At 69.9% G+C, this 13,828-nt stretch carries 15 protein-coding genes; 8 read left to right on the top strand and 7 right to left on the bottom strand.

Annotated elements, in window-relative coordinates; translation table 11 throughout:
* The first annotated feature begins 38 nt into the window (after positions 1-38).
* Genes KZC51_RS03280 through KZC51_RS03255 form a run of 6 tightly spaced genes read left to right on the top strand, consistent with a single transcriptional unit; the run spans position 39 to position 5,294 of the window.
* Positions 39-926, top strand: a complete 888-nt coding sequence (locus KZC51_RS03280) for a DUF58 domain-containing protein (RefSeq protein WP_247628587.1) — start codon at positions 39-41, stop codon at positions 924-926.
* Entirely contained in the window at positions 913-1,401 is a 489-nt protein-coding gene (locus tag KZC51_RS03275; protein WP_247628586.1) for a hypothetical protein, read from the top strand. Before KZC51_RS03280 ends, KZC51_RS03275 begins: the two co-directional genes overlap by 14 nt.
* The gene (locus KZC51_RS03270) at positions 1,392-2,378 is read left to right on the top strand and encodes a VWA domain-containing protein (protein WP_247628585.1); all 987 of its coding nucleotides are present in this window, start codon (positions 1,392-1,394) and stop codon (positions 2,376-2,378) included. The genes KZC51_RS03275 and KZC51_RS03270 overlap by 10 nt, the downstream gene beginning before the upstream one ends.
* Positions 2,375-3,439: a vWA domain-containing protein gene (locus tag KZC51_RS03265; RefSeq protein WP_247628584.1), complete on the top strand. Its 1,065-nt coding sequence runs from the start codon at positions 2,375-2,377 to the stop codon at positions 3,437-3,439. The genes KZC51_RS03270 and KZC51_RS03265 overlap by 4 nt, the downstream gene beginning before the upstream one ends.
* Positions 3,436-4,191: a hypothetical protein gene (locus tag KZC51_RS03260; RefSeq protein WP_247628583.1), complete on the top strand. Its 756-nt coding sequence runs from the start codon at positions 3,436-3,438 to the stop codon at positions 4,189-4,191. Before KZC51_RS03265 ends, KZC51_RS03260 begins: the two co-directional genes overlap by 4 nt.
* The gene (locus tag KZC51_RS03255) at positions 4,185-5,294 is read left to right on the top strand and encodes a hypothetical protein (RefSeq protein ID WP_247628582.1); all 1,110 of its coding nucleotides are present in this window, start codon (positions 4,185-4,187) and stop codon (positions 5,292-5,294) included. The genes KZC51_RS03260 and KZC51_RS03255 overlap by 7 nt, the downstream gene beginning before the upstream one ends.
* A 32-nt stretch (positions 5,295-5,326) precedes the next feature.
* On the opposite strand, the gene KZC51_RS03250 is transcribed toward KZC51_RS03255, so the two are convergent.
* The 4 genes from KZC51_RS03250 to KZC51_RS03235 form a co-directional block, all read right to left on the bottom strand.
* The gene (locus KZC51_RS03250) at positions 5,327-6,538 is read right to left on the bottom strand and encodes an ABC transporter permease (RefSeq protein ID WP_247628581.1); all 1,212 of its coding nucleotides are present in this window, start codon (positions 6,536-6,538) and stop codon (positions 5,327-5,329) included.
* Positions 6,538-7,161, bottom strand: coding sequence for an ABC transporter ATP-binding protein (locus KZC51_RS03245; protein ID WP_247628580.1), 624 nt, complete (start codon positions 7,159-7,161; stop codon positions 6,538-6,540). The genes KZC51_RS03250 and KZC51_RS03245 overlap by 1 nt, the downstream gene beginning before the upstream one ends.
* A gap of 371 nt (positions 7,162-7,532) precedes the next feature.
* A complete protein-coding gene (locus KZC51_RS03240; protein WP_247628579.1) occupies positions 7,533-8,528 on the bottom strand; it encodes a hypothetical protein in 996 nt (331 codons plus the stop codon).
* A 66-nt stretch (positions 8,529-8,594) separates the two neighbouring features.
* Positions 8,595-9,563, bottom strand: a complete 969-nt coding sequence (locus KZC51_RS03235) for an alpha/beta hydrolase (protein ID WP_247628578.1) — start codon at positions 9,561-9,563, stop codon at positions 8,595-8,597.
* 205 nt (positions 9,564-9,768) lie between these two features.
* On the opposite strand from KZC51_RS03235, the gene KZC51_RS03230 reads away from it, so the two are divergent.
* Positions 9,769-10,176 carry a pyridoxamine 5'-phosphate oxidase family protein gene (locus KZC51_RS03230; protein WP_247628577.1) on the top strand — a complete coding sequence of 136 codons (408 nt, stop codon included), beginning with the start codon at positions 9,769-9,771 and terminating at the stop codon, positions 10,174-10,176.
* A gap of 55 nt (positions 10,177-10,231) precedes the next feature.
* On the opposite strand, the gene KZC51_RS03225 is transcribed toward KZC51_RS03230, so the two are convergent.
* From KZC51_RS03225 to KZC51_RS03215, 3 genes are all read right to left on the bottom strand, one after another.
* Positions 10,232-10,939: a ZIP family metal transporter gene (locus KZC51_RS03225; RefSeq protein WP_247628576.1), complete on the bottom strand. Its 708-nt coding sequence runs from the start codon at positions 10,937-10,939 to the stop codon at positions 10,232-10,234.
* A 100-nt stretch (positions 10,940-11,039) separates the two neighbouring features.
* The gene (locus KZC51_RS03220; RefSeq protein ID WP_247628575.1) at positions 11,040-11,831 is read right to left on the bottom strand and encodes an NAD(P)H-dependent oxidoreductase; all 792 of its coding nucleotides are present in this window, start codon (positions 11,829-11,831) and stop codon (positions 11,040-11,042) included.
* A gap of 83 nt (positions 11,832-11,914) precedes the next feature.
* Positions 11,915-13,285: an MFS transporter gene (locus KZC51_RS03215; RefSeq protein WP_247628574.1), complete on the bottom strand. Its 1,371-nt coding sequence runs from the start codon at positions 13,283-13,285 to the stop codon at positions 11,915-11,917.
* Positions 13,286-13,385: 100 nt separating this feature from the next.
* On the opposite strand from KZC51_RS03215, the gene KZC51_RS03210 reads away from it, so the two are divergent.
* Positions 13,386-13,790 carry a winged helix-turn-helix transcriptional regulator gene (locus tag KZC51_RS03210; protein ID WP_247628573.1) on the top strand — a complete coding sequence of 135 codons (405 nt, stop codon included), beginning with the start codon at positions 13,386-13,388 and terminating at the stop codon, positions 13,788-13,790.
* Positions 13,791-13,828: the final 38 nt, after the last annotated feature.

The raw sequence follows: 13,828 nt of genomic DNA, 5'->3' as shown, positions 1-13,828 counted from the left end.
CGCTCAGGGACCCCGCTCGGGGACCCAGGAATCTCCCCATGGCCAGTCTGATCGCCCAGGTGAAGAGCAAGCTCTTCATCCACTCGTCGCGCAAGTCGATGCACGCCCTCGACGGCGCGTACGCCTCGCTGCTGCACGGGCGCAGCCTGGACTTCGAGGACCTGCGCAAGTACGAGTACGGCGATCAGGTGCGCGACATCGACTGGCGGGCGACCGCGCGTCTGGGCACACCGCTGGTCAAGCGCTCGCGCGCCACCCGCATGCATACAGTGCTCTTCGTGGTCGACACCGGCCGCTCGATGGCGGCCCTCGCCGCGGATGAGCAGCCCAAGCGCGACCTGGCGGTCCTCGCGACCGGAATGCTCGGGGTTCTCACGCTCCGCCACGGCGACGACTTCACCGCCGTCTATGGCGATGCCGCGAAGGTGCGCCGCGTCGCTCCCGGCCGCAGCGAGGGGGCGCTCGAGCACACCCTGCGCACGATCGACCGCGCGATCAGCACGAGCACGGCGCCCAGCGACCGCGACGGGTTGCTCTCGTACGTCACCCGCACGATCTCCCGTCGCATGATCGTCGTGATCGTCACGGACGAGGCGCCCCTCACCGACGAGACAGAGCGGATGCTGCGCCGACTGCGCGTGCAGCACGACGTGCTGTGGCTCACGGTGCGCGACGCGGAGCCCGTGCTGGATCACGCCACCGGGCGCATCCGCAGCGACGTCGACAGCCGCTGGGAGGTGCCGGACTTCGTGCAGGGCGACCTCGGCATCGTGCAGGAGCTGACGGCGCAGACGCAGGCCGACGCCGCCCGCCGCGCCGAGACCCTCACCCGCATGGAGATCAGTCACGCCGAGCTCGACGGACAGGACGACGCCGTCTCGCAACTGCTGCAGCTGCTGAACCGGAGGTCGAATGCCCGGTTCTGATGAGCTCTACCCCCCGGCCCAGTACGGCTGGGGCTGGATGCTGCTCGCCATCGGCATCCTGCTGCTGCTGATCGCCGCCGCCTGGCTCGTGATCGTGCTGACCCGTCCGCGCCGCGCTGCTGCCGTCGCAGAGCCGCAGGGGGCGCTGCCGGCAACTGCCGACGTGCTCTCGCAGCTGCGCACCGAGTATCTCGACCGCATCCAGCAGATCGAGACCGATTACCGCGAGCGCCGACTGACTCCGCGCAATGCCAACCTCGAGCTCAGCCGTGTCGTGCGCACGTTCGTCAATGAGTACAGCGGGCTCGAGGCCCCGGTGCTCGCTCTCGACGATCTGAAGGCCCGCGGCGTGCACCCGGCGCTGATCGACGCCATGGGTCGGCATTACTACCCGAGCATCTTCCGTCCTGGTCCGTCGATCGATCCGGTCGCCGGGGCCGAAGCGGCGAGGACGGTGGTGCGCACATGGCACTAGCGAACTTCTGGATGATCATCGTCGCGGTCGCCGTGGTGCTCGTCGCCCTCGGGATCGGTCTCGCCCTCGGGCTGCGACGCCGCGGACGCTCGCATGCCGCCGAGACCGCACGCGTCGCGCGCGCCGAACGCCTGCGCCAGCTGCCGAGCTTCCGTGAGGCGCTGCGGCGCCGGGTGCTCGCGCTCACCGGCATCCTCGCGCTCGGAGCCGTCGCGGTGATCACCGCCGGCGTCGTCGCCGCCCGCCCGATGTCGTCGCAGACCATCCAGCCGGTCAACACGAGTCGCGACATCATGCTGTGCCTCGACGTCTCAGGGTCGATGACCGAGGTCGACGTCGAAGTGCTGAGCGTGTTCGAGGAACTGCTCGACGACTTCGAGGGCGAGCGCATCGGGCTGACGATCTTCAACAGCTCGCCGGTGCAGATCTTCCCGTTGACCGACGACTACGAGTTCATCCGCAGCCACCTCGAGAGCATCAAGAGCAGCTTCGACTACACCGACGCCGTTCCAGAGCACTGGGTCGGAACCCTCAACGGCAACGGCGCCTCGCTCATCGGCGACGGACTCGCCGCGTGCACGATGGGCTTCGACCGGCCGGATGACGAGCGCTCCCGCTCGGTGATCTTCGCCACCGACAACGAGGTGAACGGCGCGTCGATCGTGACCCTGGAGGAGGCCGCCGCCTATGCCGCGGCCAAGGAGGTGCGGGTGTTCGCGCTCAACCCGGTGCAGGGCAAGGATGCCGACGTCAGCGCCGAGTTGGCAGCTGCGGCCGAAGCGACCGGCGGAGCCGCATTCGGCCTGCGCGACACGACCACCGTCTCCGACATCGTCGCTCAGGTGCAGGAACAGGAGGCCACCGCGCTGCGCGGCGAGGCGCAGATCGTGTGGACGGACACCCCGAACCTCTGGATCGCCGTGCTGATGGTCGCGGTGCTCTCGTTCATCATCGTGGTGTGGAGGGTGCGACTGTGATCTTTCAGCCGGTTCTGCATCCGCTGCTGCTGGTGCTGCTGTTCCTTCCGCTCACCGCGCTCGTCGTGTGGGTGCTGATCCGTGCACCCCGCCCGCAGGCCGGCTCAGGAAGCCAGGAGAAGACCACCGGCACCGTCGCCTCGCACCGCACCCTGTGGGCACTGCGCCTCGTGCTGGTGCTGGCGTGCTTCTTCGTGGTGCTGCGCCCCGGCATCCCCGGTGGCGCGACGCAGACCCTCGCGACCGACACCGACATCGTGCTGGTCGTCGACACGACCGCGAGCATCGTCGCCGAGGACTGGGACGGCGACCAGCCCCGCCTCGACGGTGTGCGGGAAGACGTCAGAGCGATCATCCAGGAGTACCCCGGCGCGCGCTTCGCCCTGCTGACCTTCGACGCCGCGGCGCAGCTGCGGATGCCGCTGACCACCGACACCACCGCGCTGGTCGGCTCGCTCGACGTGCTGCGGCCCGAGGTCACGAGCCGGTCGCGCGGCAGCTCGATCGGGATCGCCGCCCCGCTGCTCGCCGAGACCCTGAAGAGCGCCGCCGAGTCGTCGCCCGACCGCTCGCGCATGGTGTTCTATTTCGGCGACGGGGAGCAGACGGTGGACACGCCACCGGAGTCGTTCAGCGCGAGCGCGAAGTACACCGACGCCGGTGCCGTGCTCGGCTACGGCACCGCCGAGGGCGGGCCCATGCGCATCACCAGCGGCGGGCTCTCCGGCGGGGACTCCGGGTACATCGAGTACCAGGGAGCCGACGCGCTGTCGACGATCGACGAAGCCAACCTGACGGCGGTCGCCGACCAGCTCGGCGTGGAGTACCAGCACCGCACGGCGGATGCCGCTCCGACGCTGCCGGCACCACCGTCCACGACGACCAGCTATGCGGAGTCCGGCTCGACGGGGAACGTCACCGAGCTGTACTGGATCGCCGCCCTCGTGGTGCTCGCGCTGCTCGGGTTCGAGCTGACCAGGGCCACGATGCTGATCGCGCGACTGCGTCAGCTGCGGGCACCGCGACCTGCAGCGCCCCGCACCGAGGGAGGTGCCCGATGACCGTCGACGCCCCGAGCCCCGCGGCCGCTCTGCTGGCGGCGAACCGCCGACGCCGCCGCATCCGCCGGTGGATCGCGATCGGCACGCTCCCGCTCACGCTCGCCGCGCTGCTCTTCGTGGGCAAGCTGCTGAGCATGTACGCCTTCGCACATCAGGCGATCACGGCGTACGTGGTCGACGACTACGCCGGAGCCGAGGCGTCCGCGCGTGGCCAGGAGTTCCTCAACTGGTTCGAGCCGTACAAGGCGCCCTTCAACGTCGGCACCGCCCTCGGCGCGGCCGAGCAGCTCCCCGAGGCGCGCGCGAAGCTCGAAGAGGCCCTCGACCTCGCGCACGGCCTCGAGGTCTGCGGCGTGCGGATCAACCTGGCCCTCGTGATCGAGCGGCAGGGCGATGCCGCCCGCGCCGACGGTGACGGCGCGGGCGCGGCCGAGTTCTACGGCGAGGCGCTGACGATCACGGTGGAGACGCCGGAGGCGTGCAACAGCGACGCCGCGCAACAGCAGTCGTCGGATCCGCAGCGCGACATGGGGAAGTCGCTCGAAGACACGAAGGACCGCCTGAAGCAGAAGCAACAGGAGCAGGAGCAGCCCCCGCCGCCGCCGGAGGAGAAGCCGCAGGAGGAGAAGCCGCAGCCCTCGGACGACAAGCTGCAGGACCTGCAGGACAAGCTCGAGCAGGGCACGCAGGAGCGCGACCAGCAGCAGAACGGTGACGACCAGGGCGGCTCTGGGACGGACAAGCCATGGTGATGGACCACGAGAAGCAGCGGGCGCGCTACGTCGCGGGCACGGAGGGTGCCCCGCCCGTGCCGCCGCCCGGTGGCTACAAGAACGCCCGCCGTCCGCAGGGGCCGGCATCCTGGGTACTGCCGGCTCCCGTGGTCGACCCGGCCGCTGTCGCGCCGAAGCAGCCCGCGAACGCGATCGGCTGGATCGCCCTGCTGTCCGCCATCCTGTTCGCGCTGATCCTGTTCGGCACGCTCTTCGCCGGAGGGACCGACATCCTGTACGGCGTCACGCTGCTCACGCTGCAGCTCGTCGTGGTCGCGGTGATCGTGGCGGCGCTGGTCTCACGTCGAGGACGGATGCTGGGCGCCATCGCGCTGATCATCACGATCATCTTCAACGTCGCGACCGTCGGCGGCATGAGTGCTCTGCAGACATCCGCGTCCGGCAACTACGAAGGCGTGAAGTCCGAGGAGCAGAAGCACGCGGAGGCGTACCCGGGGATCAAGGGCACCGATTCGCAGAACGTGCTCGCCCAGCAGTCGCTGGAAGAGGTGCGCGCCGACGCGGACAGCCTGTTCGCCGACATCCGCACCCGCCTGAGCGAGCGGTTCGGCTACACCTGGACCGAGGTGGGGGACGAGGACCTGCGCCCTGAGCGCAACGGGTACGGCGGGGAGTCGATGCTGATCGAGTACACCTCGGTCGGATGGGCGACCAACGAGCCGATCCAGGATCCGGACCGCAAGGTCGAGGTCATGCGGATCATCGACCAGGTCGTGGTCGAGCACGGCCTGTGGAACCTGTACAGCTTCAACGACCCGACGAACTCGGGGATCGACCCGACCATGATCACGAAGCTCTACGGCAGCGACGACCCGCGCACGCAGCACACCTGGGAGTACTACACCGAGAACTATCCCGACCCGCTGCGGTTCTACGCGAACATCTACGACCTGTCGAACGACCCCACCGGGGACTTCCGCATCGCCAGGGAGGCGCAGAACGCGCGCACGGGCGAGCCGCTCGAAGGACTGCAGCTGATGGTGATCGCGAGCGCCGTGCTCAGCGAGGCCGATCGCGCGGAGTTCGAGCGGAAGCTGCAGGAGTACCCCGGGTTCGAGTGAGGTCGGAGCGACCTGCGGCCGCGAGGCGGTGATCACCCGTCGATGTCGCGGAGCACGTCGTCGGGAGGGGTCGACGCGGCGGTGAGGACCGGCACCAACGCCGCCAGGGCGAACACCATCGGCGGTGCGACGAGGAGCATTGCCATGGTTCCGATGGCGCCGGGCGACAGTCCGACCTCCACGGGCAGCCCGAACAGCCCGGTCGGGAAGACGACCGACAAAACGGCGAGCGCAACAGCACTCGACAACGCCCCACCCACGGCGATCACGCCGCCGAGCAGGAGGAACTGCGCCAGGAACGCCCAGAGCACCCGCCCCCGCGGCCAGCCGAAGGCACGCAGCAGCCCGATCTCTCCCCGCTTCGCGGACATGACCGCCGTCGCCGCCGTCCCGCCCACGACGAGCAGGAAGACCACCAGCAGGGAGGCGAGCACGATCCTGGCCAGATCAAGAGCGGACTGCACCGGCTGCACGCCGGACAGGAGCGCACCGAGGCTGCTTGCGGTGAAGCCACGGTCGGTGAGCTGTCCGACCACCTCCGGAACGCCGTCGCGGCTCGTGACCAGCGCGTAGATGTACTGGTACTCCAGCTGCCGGGTGCTGTCCGTCTCGGACGCGCCCTGCTGCGCCATCAGGACCTCGTCGACCCACGCCGGTGACCCGTAGGCCGCGATCCCGCCGTCGAGCCCGACGGATGTCGCGTCGTAGACGCCGACGATCGTGACCTCCGTCGACACGCCCTCCTGCAGTCCCGCCGAGACGAAGCGGTTGTAGGAGGCGTCGAGGGTGTCTCCCACCTCCGCACCCAGGTCATCGATCATGGCGGAGGAGATCAGGACCTCGTTCGCCGCCACGGGTTCCTCACCCTCGAGGAGCGCGGGCTGCAGCGGGAGAAAGCGCGGGGTCAGATCGGGGGAGATCGTCGCGGATCCGTGCTGCACGGTCAGCAACGCCTGGTTCCAACCGACGGCCTCCTCGACCCCGTCGGTCGCACGCACCTCGTCGAGGCTCGCCCCCGTGAGTGGCTGCTCCTCGTTCGGATCGGACGCGCTGAGCATGATCGCGCGCAGCCCGGGCGATCCCAGACCCTCCTTCGCCGTCGCCGCGGTGTCGGCGGTTTCGGAGGCCAACGGCACGACCGCGCCGAAGACCCCCACCCCGATCATCGACAGGATCACCAGTGCGCGATACCGCCGGAGGATGCCGGGCATGAGCCATCCGGCCAGAGTGGTCGCCCTTCCCATCACGCGACCTCCAGGTCGATACGGCGGTCGGCGTGGTCACCGATCCGCGGATCGTGCGACGCGACCACGACTGCGCACCCTCGGTCGACGGCAGCCCGGAGGATCCGTCGGACAGCGGAGGCGTTCGCGTCGTCCAGGGCCGAGGTGGGCTCATCGGCGAACAGCACGCGTGGCCGCTTGGCCAGCGCACGTGCGATCGACACGCGCTGCTGTTCCCCACCCGACATCGTCTTCACCGGCCGTGCGGCATGCCCGTCCAGTCCGACCTCGGCCAGCGCGGCGTCCGCATCGTCTGCGGTGAGCGTCGCCGCGGCGAGCATGACGTTGCGCACAGGGGACAACTCCGAGAAGAGGCGCGGACTCTGCGGCACGACCCCGAAGAGCTCGCGCCGCAGGCGGCTCCGCGTCCCCTCATCCGACGGCAGCACCGGCACGCCGTCGATCCGTACCGTGCCGCTGCTCTCGACGACGAGCAACGCGGCGATGCCGAGGAGCGTGCTCTTCCCCACGCCCGATCGCCCACTCAACCACACCAGCTCACCGGGATGGAACTCGACGGACACCGGCCGCAAGGCGACCTCACCACGGGGGTAGAGCTTGGCCACGTCGGTCAGATCGATCATCGTCATCCTTCGCTGATGGCGACCCGGTCCGTGCGCCGCACCGACCCACGGTAGTTGTCATCCCAGGCGTTTTCGCATCCTCCCGTGTCTCACACCGGCACACAGCAGGGTCTCAAGCAGGCCTTTCCTCAGATTAGTAGTCATATGAGGCGATACCGCAGTCTCTTGTATTGAATATCGGCATACAGCAGGTCAGTCGTTCCGATGCCCGCCGCGGCCCCGGTGGCACGGAGGCGCCATCCGTCGGACCATCGGCGACCTGCAGGACGAAACGCCGCAGATCGGTCCTGCACGTCGCGATTCCTCCTGCACGTCGCGGGTGCCAGGACGGATGCCGGACGACGGATGCCGGATGCCGAATGCCGGCGGTGTCAGCCGGCGAGCTGCAGGAGCATGCGGGCGGTGACGAAGCGCATCTGCCCCCGCGGCGTACGCGGGTCGTAGCCGAGCTGTGCGATCAGCGCGACCAGGCGCTCCTGCACGCTGGAGTGGTGCCGCCCCAGACGCACCGCCGCAGCCCGCACGCTCTGCTCGTCGACCACCGCGTCGAGCAGTTCCCTGCTGCGGTCGTCCAGCCGCGCGAGCGCGACGGCATCCGGATGCAGCTCGCCGGACTCCGCGGCGCCCGCGATGAGCAGGAAGGCACCGAGGTCGTCGGCGGCCACCACCGGCTCCTTCGCGGTCGTCAGGCGCACGGCGATCAGGGCCTCCTCCCAGGAGCTCGGCAGGTGCTCCCCAAGACGCTCGGTACCGATGCCGACGCGGAGATCTCCCGCTGCATCCCACACGTCCTCCACGGCGATTCCCGCGGGGATGATCGTGGCCCTGGTCAGCCCATGACGCGTCGCCACCACCGCGGACGGATGCCGGGGCAGCGGTGCAGGGTCGGGCGGCGAGGCGATCACCCGCATGGGCTCGGCGACGAGGCGCAGCCTCGACAGCGCGGATGCCCGCTCGCCCTCGCCCGCGTAAGCACTGATCACCAGCTCGACGGCGCTCTCCGCGTCTCCGGCGCGGCGGGCGCGGAGGATGCCGAGGGCGAGGGTGAGCCGCTCCAGGATCATGGCGTCGTTGGTGTGAGGCGCGCCCTCGCGTTCGATCCAGGCGACGGCATCCGGGCCGCTGTCGCGCTGCATCCACCTGTCGCCGGGATCGACCGGTTCGATGCGCACGCCGTCGGCTCGCACCCGGATGATCTGACGCGCATCGCGCTGCCCCACGGTCGCGCCGCTGAGCACGGCCGCGCCCCGCAGCATGCTCTCGATGCCGACCGCACGCGCGACGAGGGTGTCGAAGTAGGAGACGACCTTGAGGGTCTCGCTCGCATCCGGGTCGAGGGCGGTGAGTCGCCCCAGCAGATCTTGCATGTCGGGCTCCATCGCGCGGGGATTCCACCCTACGGGGTCGACGCGCGACCCCGTAGGGTGCGGGAGTCAGCCGAGCAGGCGGTTCACCCAGTCGTTGCGGGCGGCGAGCATGGCCTGTGCGACCGCGGCGTGCGGGGCGAACATGTCGAAGCCGTGGAAGCCGCCGGCCCACACGTGCAGCTCTGCCTGGACCCCGGCCTCCCAGAGCTTCGTGGCGTAGGCGACATCCTCGTCGCGGAAGACCTCGGCGCTGCCGCAGTCGATGAACGCGGGCGGGAGACCCGCGAGATCGGTCGCCCGGGCAGGGGCCGCATAGATCGACACGTCATCCGTGCCCTTGCGGTCGCCGAGGAGCGCGGTCCATCCGGTGATGTTGGAGCCGCGGTCCCACACGCCGATGCCGTCGATCTGCTGCGTCGAGACGCTTTCGTCGCGGTCGTCGAGCATGGGGTAGATCAGCAGCTGGCCGATCAGTGCCGGTCCGCGCCGGTCGCGGGCGAGCAGCGCGGTGCCGGCCGCGAGGCCTCCTCCGGCGCTGCCACCGCCGATCAGGATGCGGTCCGGGTCGATTCCGAGGTCGGCGGCGTTGTCGGCGGTCCACACCAGACCCGCGTAGCAGTCCTCGACCGGATACGGGTCGGGGAACTCCGGCGCCAACCGGTACTCCACCGTGACGATGACACCGTTGAAGCGCTCGGCCCAGTCCAGGAATCCGACGACACCGAGCCAGCGGTTGCCGATGATCATGCCGCCACCGTGCGTGTGGAAGAAACCGGGTCCGGTGCCGGTGCGGCCCTCCTTCTCGATCACCGTCACGACGATCTCGTCGCCCCCGTGACCGGCGATGGTGAGGTCGCGGTGGGTGAAGCCGCGCTCGTCGAGCACGGTGAAGACCTCGTCCTCGCCGCTCACCGGATTCTGCCGGAGCAGCGGGATCATCTCGGCCGTCAGGGTCGAGGGCAGCTGGTCGCCGACCAGGGCCAGCGCGGCTTCCAACTCCGGGTCGAACGGAGGGCGGAGGGTCGTCTCAGTCATCAGAACTCCTTTGTTCTCGGTCGCCACTGCGGCGGCGTCCCGCCAGAATCCCCGACGTCGCCCCCGAGCGTAACCCGCCAGGCGAGGCCGTTCCGCACGCCGGGGACCGACACGTGGCGGGTGAGACGGGTGATGACGTCGCGGGAACCCCTCGAACTCCCGCGCCGCGCTGGATACACTGGCGCCGAGGGGAAGGCGGACGCCCATGATCCGAGTACTCGATGAGCAGCAGTCCTATGACCTGCTGACCACGACCACCATCGGCCGAGTCGGTTTCGTCCATGAGGGGCGGGTGCAGATCTTCCCCGTGAACTTCGTCGTGTCCGGCCACGACCTCCTGCTTCGCACCGCACCCGACGGCCTGCTGGGCGAGCTGACGCGAGAGCCCGCGGATGTGTCCTTCGAGGTGGATTACCACGACCCGCTCGGCAGCAGCGCCTGGAGCGTGCTGATGCACGGCTCGCTCTCGAGGGTGCCCGAAGAGAAGGTCCCCGGCGCCAGGGCGCGCGTGGACCCGTGGGCCGACAGCGATCGCGACCTTCCGCTGACCTTCCGCGTCGAGAAGATCACCGGTCGCAGCGTGCGCCGCGACCAGACGCACGGGAAGATCTGATCCTCCCCCGCGGGATGCCTGGTCGCTGACCAGCGCAGCGCCGCCGCCGCAGCTGTCAGGACGCGAGAGCGAGTCCTGCGGCGAGCGCGAAGCCCAGCACGGTCGCCAGCCCCGTCGACTCCTTCGCCTTGGACTGCGCCTCGGGGACCATCGAGTCGACCAGCATCACGAGCAACGCGCCGGCCGCGAAGCCGCTCGCTGCCGCGCGGAAGTCGTCGCCGGTGACGCTCGCCAGTCCGAAGCCGGCGACGGTCGCGAGGGCGCAGAGCACGGCGACGCCAGCCCACAGCAGCAGCACCCGTGACTTCGCCATCCCGCCTTCGAGCAGGTCCGCCGCCGATCCGATCGACTCGGGCAGGTTCGAGACCAGGATGGCGACCACGAGCGCGATGCTGACCGGCTCTCCTGAGGCGAGACCGATGCCCAGCACGAGCTGCTCGGGGATGCCGTCGAGCAGGGCGCCGACCGCGAGCTGGCCGCCCCCCGCCTTCTCCTTGGCCTTCGCGGCCCGCGCATCGAGGATGCGATCGGCGATGTAGTAGCTGATCGCTCCGGCCGCGACACCGGTCACGAGGGGGATGGGACCTGCGAGCGCGAGTCCCTCCTCCCACAGCTCGAACGCGATGGAGGCCATCAGGGCACCGGCACCGAAGCCGAGCACGATGCCGAGCCACCGCGGAGGCCATTTCCGGAGCAGCGCGAGCACGGCACCGATGAACAGCGGGGCCGCCGCGACCACACCCCAGAGAATCGCTCCACCCATGTGCCGCCTCCTTCACGGCCACTCTGCCACCGCTCCGGCGGAAACTGCAGATGCGGCCGGCTCGCCCCTGCGCGTCGCGCTCCGCCGGGCTGTGCTCTGCTCAGTCGCTCCGCACTCGATGGATGTCGAGGTCGGTGCGACCGGGAAGCAGATCCGTTCGGAGTGCCCGGGTGCCGTGGTAGTCGCCGTCTCGAAGTCGGCGATACGGGCTGCTCGGCGATTCGTCGCCGATCCCCGAGAGGCGTTCGACCAGGCGTGCGCTCTCGTGATCGATCTCGGAGCGCCCCAGACTGTCCGCGTCGTGGATGACGTGCAGGTCGAGTGGTTCGATCCCCGTGTACCAGAGGGTTCCATGGGTGAGGGGGAACAGCAGCGAGTCGAGATCTCCGCTGACCCCCCGGCTGCCGATGGAGCGCTCGTCCTCACCCGCCGTCACGATCACGAGGGCGCGGCGGCCGGCCAGAGGACCATCGCCGTAGCGGAGGGGGAGACCGGTGCTCGGGTCGACAGGGCCGTAGGCGAACCCGTTGGTGAGCACGCGATCGAACCATCCCTTGAGGATCGCCGGAGGTCCGTACCACCACAGCGGGAACTGGATCACGACGAGGTCGGCGGCCTGGAGCTTGCGCTGCTCCTCGCCCACGTCGGCCGGCACCTGCCCGCCCGCGTAGACCTCCCCCATCAGCTCGACCACGTTCCCGTCCCGCCCCTGCGGATCGCCCAGATCAGGGGCGGCGAGCACGGGGTCGAACCGCTGTCGGTAGAGATCGGTGATCTCGACGTCGTGGTCGCGCGACAGCGCCTCGACACCGTCGCGGAACAGCCGCGCGTTGAAGGAGCTCTCCTGAGGGTGGGCGTAGATCCAGTGGACGGTGGCGCGCGGGTGCGACAAGGGTGGGCCTTTCATCGGTGTGGCGGCGTCGGTGAGGGCGGCGTCGTGGGGGGCGGCGTCGTGGGGGCGTCGGTTGGGTCACATCAGCGTGGGTCGGAGATGACGTCCGGCGATGTGCGTCTCCACAACGGCAGGAGGGCCGCGGCCACGACCGCCGCCGCCGCGACGAGGAGAGCGACGGTGAAGCCTCCCGACCCGACGATCGAGGCGATCGTCCCGAGAACCGCGATGCCGAGGCCGCCGCCGAGCGCGAATCCGACCTCCTGGATCGCCCCGACCTGACCGGCATCGTCCTCGGTCGTGACGTCGAAGAGTGTCGTCGCTGCGAGCGTGGCCGTGATGCCGAATCCGATGCCCACGAGCACCAACGGCATCACGACGAGGTCGAATCCGGTCGACAGCCAGACGAGTCCCGCGCCCTGCACGATGAGGGCGAGCACCGTCAGCGTGGGCGAGCTCAGCCACCTCAGGAACAGCGGAGCGAGCACACCGCCGAGCGCGATCGCGACGGCCTGCGGGAGGATCGCGAGCCCCGCCTCCGCCGCGCTGTGCCCCCTGGCGTCCTGCAGGTGCAGACTCACCAGGAGCACGGTCGCCGACGAGACGCCGCCGCTCGCGACGATACGCACGATGGCGGGGCTGAACCCCGACACCCGGAAGAGCCGCATGTCGATGAGGGGCTCGCGCAGCATGCGCTGACGGCGGATGAAGAAGACGAGGGTCGCGACCGCGACGGCTCCGGCGACGGCGGCGGGGAGCGGAGCGGCGAGCACCTCGTGCAGCGCGAAGACCAGGGCACCGAGCGCCACGATCGACGCCCCGATGCTCAGCACGTCCCACGACGGCGGGCGAGAGCTGCGGGAGTCGGGCACGAGCCAGATCGCGAGCGCACCGGCGAGCACCGCGAGCGGCACGCTCCCGAGGAGCAGCCACCGCCATCCGGGGCCTTCCGTGACGACCCCGCCCAGCACGGGGCCCAGGGCGCTGCCCGCACCGAATGTCGCGGTCCACAGGCCATAGGCCAGAACCCGCTGCCGGGCCTGATAATGGGCGCCGATCGTGGCGACCACCCCCGCCACGACGAAGGCCTCGGCGACACCGAGGAGCGCGCGCACGACGATCAGCACCATCCCGTCCTGCGCGAATCCCCCCACGACGTTGAGCACGGCGAAGCCTGCCAGCCCGAGGACCACGATCCGCTTGCGACCGAACGCGTCGCCGATCCGGGCGGCGACGATGAGGGTCGCAGCGAGCGACAGCGCGTAGACGTCGACGAGCCAGAGGGCGCCGCTGTCGCTAAGGACGAGGTCTCCGCGCATGGCCGGCAGCGCGGTGGACACGCTGCTGATCGCGAGCGCGCCGATCAGGATGCCGAGGAGTAGCGGAATCATCGCGAGCCAGGGGTGGCGGGTCGTGCGTGGTCGAGCGGTTGCCGGGGAGGTCGAGAAGGTCACCACCTCAGTCTCGGGTGAAGGTACGCTTCTGACAAGTACGGTCATTCGAGGTACATACTTACACTTCGGATACCATGGAGGGCGACGGAAGGTGGAGCCGATGAGGGAGAAGACGGAGCGCATCGTCCGGAGCTGGGGCGACGCGTGCGATGCGGAGATCTCGGTCGCCGTGCTCGGCGGGGCATGGAAGCCCAGCATCCTGAGCCTTCTCGACGAGCACGAGGTGCTCCGATTCGGCGAGCTCGGCAGACTGCTCGGCGAGCCGACCGCCCGCGTGCTCACTCGGCAGTTGCGTGAGCTGGAAGACGACGGGCTCGTCGTCCGGATGGTCTACCGCCAGGTTCCCCCCAAGGTCGAGTACCGCCTGAGCGACCTCGGCAGAGGATCCATTCCGCTGGTCGAGGCGCTGACCAGCTGGGGCGGTCGATACGCCGCGCACCAGCGACGCGAGCTGGCACGACCGACTGCCGAGGTCGAGCACCTCAGCGCCGCGGTCGCGCGCTGACCGCGCCCGAGCGTCCGAAACACCCGACACGCCGCGGA

Origin of the sequence: Microbacterium croceum (assembly GCF_023091245.1) — a bacterium.
GTDB classification, from domain to species: domain Bacteria; phylum Actinomycetota; class Actinomycetes; order Actinomycetales; family Microbacteriaceae; genus Microbacterium; species Microbacterium croceum.
Note: the sequence above shows the minus strand (reverse complement) of the source record. Positions and strands in the feature narration are given on the sequence as shown.